The sequence below is a fragment of the uncultured Maricaulis sp. genome (assembly GCF_905480005.1).
Taxonomy (GTDB): Bacteria; Pseudomonadota; Alphaproteobacteria; order Caulobacterales; family Maricaulaceae; genus Maricaulis.
Map to the genome: position 1 here is coordinate 1 of NZ_CAJQOO010000046.1, position 7,991 is coordinate 7,991.

A 7,991-nucleotide genomic window follows, 5' to 3' on the forward strand; every position below is an offset into this window, starting at 1 on the left:
GCCTATCGCTGGCTGGCTGACAGCCGCGACGAAGCCACGGGCGAGCGCCTCGACGAGCTCAATGACCCGTTCAAGCTCTATCGCTGCCACACCATCATGAATTGCGCCCAGGTCTGCCCGAAGGGCCTGAACCCGGCCGAGGCCATCGGCGAGATCAAGCAGATGATGGTCGAACGCGAAAGCTAGGCCTGGCCTCTGCCGGAAAGATCAATCAAGCCCCGCCCGGTCCGGCGGGGCTTTTTTGTGCGCCGAGGCATGTTCCGACCAAATCGTAACTAGCCCCCCTCCGTGCCAATCGCTAGCGTCCGGTCACAAAGGGGAATGGCATGGATAGACCGGTTTCAAGCGCATTCGTCGGAATCTTCCTCGGGCTAAGCGTGCCCCTCGCTTCGGCGTCGGCCCAGGACCCCTTCTGGCTCCACCCCTATAATTTCTTCGGGGAGGAAACCGCGCTGACCGCCTCGGTCAATCTGGGAGACCTGGATGGCGATGGGGATCTGGACGGATTTGCCGTCAATGGTCGGCACTGGATCCAGCAGGATGAGGTCTTCCTCAATAACGGGCTGGGTTTCTTCCGTTCGGCCCGCAATGCCGGCCCCGACCGGGCGACCGGTTATGAAGCGGCGCTGGCCGATCTGGATGGCGATGGTGATCTTGATGCGGCGATCGCGCGCGATCTCCTGCCGGTTCTTCTCCTCTTCAATGACGGCGCGGGGCATTTCTCCGAGGCGCGTGAGCTGGGTCCCGTTGCGCAGGCGCGCAGCATCGCCGCAGCCGATCTGGACGGCGATGGGGATCTGGATCTTGTTCTCGTCCAGCGTGGAGAGGCGAACCGATACTTCCTCAATGACGGGCACGGCCGATTCGGTGTGGACATCGAGTTGCCGGGCGCCTGGCAGACCATCCAGGTGGCGATCGGCGATGTGGATGGCGATGACCGGGCGGACCTGATTTTCTCCAATCGTGGCGGCGAGGGTGTCGTGCTCTATCGCGGCCTGACCGAAGGCGGTTTTGCCGAACCGACCTTGCTGGGCGGTGAGCTGGACATGGAAATCCGCGCCATCGAGCTGGGCGATGTCACGGGCGATGATCATCCCGATATCATCGCCGGAGGCATGGGGGCCGAAAGCCTGATTTTCGTGAATGATGGTGACGGCGGCTTCGCGCAGATTGAACGTTTCGGTGCCGAAGCGGACATCGTCTTTGGTCTTGCCCTCGCCGATTTCAATCAGGACGGAATGACAGATATTGCCGTGGCAAACGGGGGTGTCCGCAACCGCGTTTACCTCCGCGACGGTGATGGTTTCGTTGCCCTGGAAGTCGGGGATGAGGCATCTGACAGCTATAATCTGTCGGTTGGCGATCTGAACGCGGACGGTCGCCCCGACATTGTTTATGCCGTCTCCGAAGGGTCGAACTATACGTTGATCAATCGGATTGACCCGGACTAGCGGTCGCCCGATTGGCGTGGCTCATGCGCCACCACGCCCCCAGGCCTGTTGCTCGCAAATGCCGCGGAACATCTCGGTGACCTGGGCGTCTGAGCCATCATCCTTGCCGATGATCATGGGGCGACCATAGGCGAGTTTGTATTTGGCGCCCGCCTTGCCCATCAGGCCGTGGAAAATCGTCATGTCCTTGAGCTCTTCATTGAGCTGGGCGAGCACGTAGTAGAGCAGGGGCATGCGCTGGCGCACGGCCAGCGGGATGACCGGGGCGCCGAATTTGCGGGCCAGGCTGATCGCGGTCGGTTGCCAGGGCTTTTCGCGCAGACACCAATGCTTCCAGCTCCATTCCGACATGCGGCCGGACGGAAAGAGGACGATGCACTGACCGTCCTTGAAGGCCTCGATCGCGCGCCGCAGGACTTCCCGACTCTGATTACGATTGCGATGCTCATCGCGCCAAACCACCGGAATGATCCGCTCTTCCAGGCCGGGACAGACCTTCAAGGCATCTTGATTGGCGAAATAGAGAAGGTCGGAGCGGCGGGCCTTCAGGCTGTCCCAGAGGGCGATGCCGTCTGCGATCCCGCCCGGATGATTGGCGACAATCACGCAGGGTCCGCTCTCCGGGACATTGTCCAGGCCGCTACACGCGGTGTTCAGTCGAAGATAGTCGGAGGCCCATTCAAAGCATTCCGTGCCGGACAGGTCGGCGATGGCATCGGCCATGGCGACGGCGCGTCGATATCCCAGCATGGGATAGCCGATTGTGCGAATCAGCGGCCAGATCGGTGTGTGGATCAGGCGTGGCGCCCTGTCCTCGATCAGCTCGTCGACAATATGCGGCTTCACCGCGGGCGGCGAAGAATCGGCTTCGGTCATGCTGGCAGGAAACCCCCGCAGCGCTCCCGAAGCAACGGGTTTTCGCGTTGCGACGCAACAGGGTTACCGGAAGATTGACGAATTGGCCCGCAGCTTGCGACGGCCCGGTCAGACGTTAACGCCTTGTTCACGAATGGAACACGCCATGACGATGACCCAGACACTGCCTGCCGGGGAAATCCGCCGCCTGCCGACCAAGCGCGCGCGGATCCAGGATGACATGGTGGCGGACTATCTTGCGACCGTTGTCGAGTCCGGCCAGCGCACCATCCAGATCGGTGCCGGTGATCTGGGCGCCGTCTGTCTGAAGCGAGGCGCGCATCACCAGATCGTGGCGCCGATGGGCGCGATCGAGGCCTTGCAGGCCGCGTGTGACAGTCGCGCCATTCCGACCGATGCGCTGAGCGGCGGTCCGGCGGCGCGTTCCGATGTAAACGCCGCTCCGTTTGACCTGGCCATCTTTGGCGCCGAAACAGGCTTCCCGGCCATGGCTGCCAATTGGCGCCATGTATCCAGCCGACTGCGTGATGGCGGTGTGCTGGTGCTTCTGGGTGCCGATCACGGCGCCTGCGCCCGCCTCGCGGATGCCCTCGAAGGCGATCAGACCTGGGTGATGGAGGCCCGGATCGGTGGCGAGGCGGCGATCTTCCGCAAAGCGGGCAAGGTGTGCGAAGCGACCTCGCTGGCCGGCCTGGCCCGGGTGTCGGATCCGGCCCGTCGCCCGCGCGGCGTGCGATGCGGGCTGGTCAGCCGCTTGATCGATCGTGTCTTTCCCAAGCGGCATAGCGCGGCCTGAGCGCTGCCCGTCCCTGCCAGGACAGGCCACGTGTCGCAAAACTTTCACCAAAACCCAATCTGGTAGTCATGCTTTACCCGTAACCCGGAAGGCATGAATGCTCGCAACGCTCTCGCCGGATTTGCAGCCTTGGCTCATCCCGTGCGCCTCGCCCTTTTTCGCCGTCTGTGCGATCAGGCCCCCGATTGTGTCTCGGCCGGGGAGCTGGCCCAGGGCTTTGAAACTCCACCCTCCACGATGACGGGGCATTTGCAGGCGCTGGAGCGGGCCGGCCTGGTCAAGGCGGAGCGCCGCTCGCGCTTCATGCTCTATTCGGTGGATCCGTCCGGGACGCGGGATCTCGTCAACTTCCTCGTCGATGAGTGTTGCCACAACCGCTCCGATCTTGTCGGCACGGTCAGTGAGGCCTTAGCCGAGGCCTCCTGAACGGATCGACTAGCCGCGGCCTCCAGGGCCCCGGCCTTGCCCGCCTCGACCGCCACTGCCGCCGCCGGGGCGACCTCGGCCTTCGCCCGCGCCGGAGCGCCCGCGACCCGAGCGGACATGGGCCGCACAATCCGGTGTCATGGGGAGGCGTTCCAGCGGCGTTCGGGTGAAAGCGGCTGCCCGGGCCGAGGCTGACGCGCGCTCCTCGGCAGACAGGGCGGCGTCAATCCGGGCCTCCACGCCATCATCCAGACGGTCGAGCCCATAGGCGCGTTCCCGGGTGTTGCCGCGATAGACTTCCGCCCAATAGGCCGCGTCCGTGCGCGATGTGTCGGTTTCAAGCGTGGAGAAGGCCTCGGCCAGTTCGGCCTGGGCCGCGGGCCAGCCCGCCTCGCCAGCCTTGATCAGGCGATCAAAGCCCTCCGCGCGCATGTCATCGCGCAGCAGGTCCGGTGTCTCGGCTTCCCGCGACAGGGCCAGCGCGCTGTGACCGGCCAGGTATTCGGCGATCTCGAACCCTTCCCCCTGCCGCGCCACGCAGCGCAGGATTGGCAGGGCCTCGGCGTACTGGCCCCGGTCAACCAGACGGGCTGCGCCATCGAAACCGGACGGAGGTCGTTCGTCCTGGCCGCTCCGGCCGCCGGCACAGGCTGTCAGACAGAGGAGAGCCACCAGGGCGGTTGTCGCGCGATACATCAGCAAATTCCCGATTAGCCATGTCCGGTTCAACGTATTGAACCGGACAATCCGTCGCGCCAGTCGCAGCGGCCCTTGGTGTGATCAGTCTCAGAACGGCAAGGATATCGCCAGTGTGGTGACCGAGCGGTCGAGATAATTACGGTTGATCTCGCGCTCATGGCTGACCGAAGCGACCAGACCGTTCTCCAGCGTCTTTTCAAACCCGACCCCGACCTCGTACCACGTGCCGTCAAGGGTCAGGTCCCCGGCCGATGCGAAGGCGATGCTTGGGGCATTCGAGAAGGCCGCCGCGTAGGTTTCACTGCCATCGCCGAAATCATGGACCACGCCGAGATAGACGCTGGGCTCGATACCGAAGGCCTCCCACTCGATGAGTGTTCCGGCCCGGGTCTGGAAGCTGGTCGCCGATCTGCCGGCAATATCCAAACTCGCGGGTCCGGCGATTGTTGTTGCGCTGTCGAAGCTGAACTCGGTGTATTCGGCACTGGCGACCGGATAGATCGCGACCGGACCGGAAAACCAGGAATCGAGCGTGAGCTCGACGCCGCCACCAAAGGCCGACCCGTCCTGTTGCAGGCGTGACATGCCGCCCGTCGCCAGGCTGCGCAGGCCATCATTCTCGAAATCGGAATAATTGATGTGAGCTGTCAGGTTCCAATGCTCCGACGCATGGCCGGCGAACAGGCTGAACTGGGTCGTGGCGACTTCCGAGGTGACATAGCCAACCGAATTCATTGCATCGCCATCGGTTTGCGCAAAGCCGATGGCTCCGCCACCGGACCAGCCATTGGCGCCCTGGCCCTCAATGCCGAGGAGCGTAAATCCGCCATCGAAATCGAACCGGCCGGCGCCCGCGATCAATGCCGCATCACCCTCAACAAAGCCGAGCTGCCCGAACGCGCGCCACCCGGTCTCGCCATGGGCAGAATCGGATGGTGTTGAGCGGCGGAAGAGTGATTTCGCGCCGCTCGACTGAACCGCATGGCCCATGCCATTGGCGTGCAGTTCTGCGCTGGCCAGGACTTCTGCCATGGCTTCGGCCTCGCTGCCCCGATTGCCGATCTGGCGGCGCAGTGCCGCGTTCAGGGCATTGGTCTGGGCGCGGGCAGAGCGATCGAACATCACGCTCTCATAAGGCGCAAAACTGTCGAGCGCGGCGGTCAGGTTTCCGCCCTCCAGCAAGTCGACCAGACCGTAAATCGTAGCCAGATCGTCATAGCTGCCAGCACGACCGCCATCGAGTGCGCTGGCGAGATTGTACTGGAAGAAATTGTTGAAGCTGGCCTGGCTGGTCAGGTCGTCGGCTTCAATGCGATAGGAGGCGATGCCATTGGCGAAGCTGATCGTCGGTCGCAGCGCGCCGGGCAGATCCATGATGTCGGTGAAGCCATCGGTAATGGCCGTCGCGAGGATGAAGCTGTTGCTGTCGCCATAGCGCGGCAGGTAGCCATTCACCGGATTGAGCAAAAGCGTTCCGCCGAGCGAGATCGTGCCATTGACCGTCAGGCGGTCCGAGCCGCCGGGGGCGACATCGATTGCGAGACCGCTGGCCGATGCCAGGACGACATTGCCATTCACTGTGAGATTGCCGACCTGTCCAAGCCCGCCGGGTCCGATCAACCCCATGATATTGGTAAGGTAGGGCGTGTTGATCGTGCCCGTGCCGGTCAGAAGGCCGGACATCAGGAGGTAATCGCCATAGCTCGTCAGTCTTCCGTCGACATTCATCGTGCCGGACTGGTGCATGATCTCGATCAGGCTGGTCAGATCGCCACCGGCGGCGATGTTGAGGCCGGCCTCGGCGCCCGCGAGCGTGAGCCGGTCAATCTCGACGGCACTGGACAGGCGGGTCGTGCCGCTGCTCAGGGTCACATCGAAATAACGACCGATCGAGCTTGATGTGGCGTTGATATTGTCAGCCACGAAGCCGGACGCCCCGGGCAAGCCATTGTCGAGCGTGGCGGCCGGCAGGGCCGACAGGGTGCCTGGTCCGGTCGATGCGACCTCGGACACGGCGTAGGCCGGATTCTGTTCCGATACCGGCAAGCGGATCGGTTGGTCGCCGGTCTCAAGGGAAAGCGAGCCGAGACCGCTGACTTCGGAACTGCCGCCCGCATAGGGCGTTGTGACCCCGGTCTCCAGCGTCTGGCACTCGACCGGAGCAAAGCAGATTTCACCCCAGGGGTCGGATGTATCGTTGATCCCTTCACCCGGCGAGGTGGGGAGGCCATTGACGATATTGCCTTGCGCATCAATGACCCGGAAGGCCGGATCAAGCATCGTCACCCAATGGTTCGGGTTTTCCCAATTGCCGTCACCGCCGGTCGTCGAGACGTAACGATAGGGGCTGTTCTCCACGATCCAGTCCCAGAACAGATAGAGCGGCTGGTAGAAGCTGGATGTGCCGTAGGAGGAGAAGACTTGCGGTCCGAAAAAGCGCGAGCCGCCCGACAGGACGCCGATGACCAGGTCTTCTTCGACGCCGGCATTGCCAGCCGCATCAAGAATGAGCGGGCCGCCGGAATCACCGCCCGCTGTTGTGCCTTCATTCGGCGCCGCGTCGCCCCGGAACAGATCGAAATCATACGGGTTGGTCCGCGTCGGGTCATCGAAATCGAGCTGGTAGAGATTCTGCGGCAGATCGCCGAAGGCTGCGCCAAACAGGACAATATTGCGATCATCGATAGAGGCGAGGGCGCCAATGAAATTCTCTGCTGCATGCCGGCGCCAGTTGATCCCGATCGAGGCGCCCGTCGTGCCGTCCCCGCTTCGCCCGTAGCCGATGAGATCGACATGGTATCCGGAGCCGGTGGCCTGCGTGTAGGCGGTTGGCGCCGGAAGTGCGGAGAAGAGCAGGGCCCAGGTCGGGACATTGCCGGCAGGTGTATCGAGAACCGAAAGGGCGACGTCGCCTTCAAGGAAGCCAAACCCCTCGGGGCGCGCGCGCGATTCCAGATTGTACAGGACCTGCGCGACGTTGAAGACGGCAAGGTCCGGATTGCTGCTGAGACCGTTATTCACCCAGTCGATGAAGCCCGGCAGGGAATCGGCGCCGAACGACCAGGCCGCGCCGATCGTGTCCCCGAAATCGCTGGCATCCCGATCATTCACGCAATGGGCGGCGAAGAGGACGGTGCGCGGATTGATGAGCGTCCCCGAGCAGACAAAGCCGTCATTGCGGAAGAACATGCCAATGCCGGTCACGTCGGTGGCGTTGTCCAGGATGTCATCAGGCGTGACGCCGTCCACCGGCACGATCTGTCCAACCTCCTGCTGCGCCAGGGCTGGCGAAGCGGCCAGCGCCAGGACGGATGACGTGGCAATGAGCAGTGTCTTGAAAGCGCGAAGTTCGGACATGCGTATTTCCCCCCGGTGCGGACCCGGGACACAGAGCATCAGCGCTCATCCCATTTGGTCGCATTTTCTGACAAGATTGTCGGCTGAACCTGTCAGCCTGACAAGGCGCAATCGACGCGTCGGCCGAGCTGCCAACCCGGCGGGCCGCGCCAGATTGCGGGCATTGGTGAAACGTCGCGGCGTGGTCTGCGGACCGGCTCGACATCTGCGGGCCGGCATACTAAGTCAGCGCCAGCAACCGGTCCCGGCGAGGATCGGGTCCACACGAGTTTCGGGAGCGTAGCAATGACGCGCGAGATCCATCATTTCCTCAATGGCAAGGCGGCCGTTGGCACATCCGGTCAATATGGCGATGTCTTCAATCCCAATACGGGCGAAGTGCAGGC

General features: G+C 63.3%; 6 protein-coding genes and 1 pseudogene. 4 read left to right on the forward strand and 3 right to left on the reverse strand.

The features are described 5' to 3' along the window. A pseudogene (locus QZ266_RS05530) lies at nt 1-186 on the forward strand (succinate dehydrogenase iron-sulfur subunit); the annotation flags it as partial. A gap of 140 nt (nt 187-326) precedes the next feature. Continuing rightward, nucleotides 327-1,451, forward strand: coding sequence for a VCBS repeat-containing protein (locus QZ266_RS05535; protein WP_295692397.1), 1,125 nt, complete (start codon nt 327-329; stop codon nt 1,449-1,451). Between the two features lie 21 nt (nt 1,452-1,472). On the opposite strand, the gene QZ266_RS05540 is transcribed toward QZ266_RS05535, so the two are convergent. Then, nucleotides 1,473-2,327, reverse strand: a complete 855-nt coding sequence (locus tag QZ266_RS05540; protein WP_295692399.1) for a 1-acyl-sn-glycerol-3-phosphate acyltransferase — start codon at nt 2,325-2,327, stop codon at nt 1,473-1,475. 145 nt (nt 2,328-2,472) lie between these two features. Between QZ266_RS05540 and QZ266_RS05545 the strand changes: the two genes are divergently transcribed. Next, complete coding sequence (locus QZ266_RS05545; RefSeq protein WP_295692401.1) at nt 2,473-3,123, forward strand: hypothetical protein; 651 nt, start codon at nt 2,473-2,475, stop codon at nt 3,121-3,123. Between the two features lie 93 nt (nt 3,124-3,216). Further along, nucleotides 3,217-3,549 carry a helix-turn-helix transcriptional regulator gene (locus tag QZ266_RS05550; protein WP_295692403.1) on the forward strand — a complete coding sequence of 111 codons (333 nt, stop codon included), beginning with the start codon at nt 3,217-3,219 and terminating at the stop codon, nt 3,547-3,549. Between the two features lie 9 nt (nt 3,550-3,558). Here the strand turns inward: QZ266_RS05550 and QZ266_RS05555 are convergent, their stop codons facing one another. Next, nucleotides 3,559-4,245 carry a hypothetical protein gene (locus QZ266_RS05555; protein WP_295692406.1) on the reverse strand — a complete coding sequence of 229 codons (687 nt, stop codon included), beginning with the start codon at nt 4,243-4,245 and terminating at the stop codon, nt 3,559-3,561. A gap of 90 nt (nt 4,246-4,335) precedes the next feature. Beyond that, nucleotides 4,336-7,605 carry an autotransporter domain-containing protein gene (locus QZ266_RS05560; RefSeq protein ID WP_295692409.1) on the reverse strand — a complete coding sequence of 1,090 codons (3,270 nt, stop codon included), beginning with the start codon at nt 7,603-7,605 and terminating at the stop codon, nt 4,336-4,338. Between the last annotated feature and the right edge of the window lie 386 nt (nt 7,606-7,991).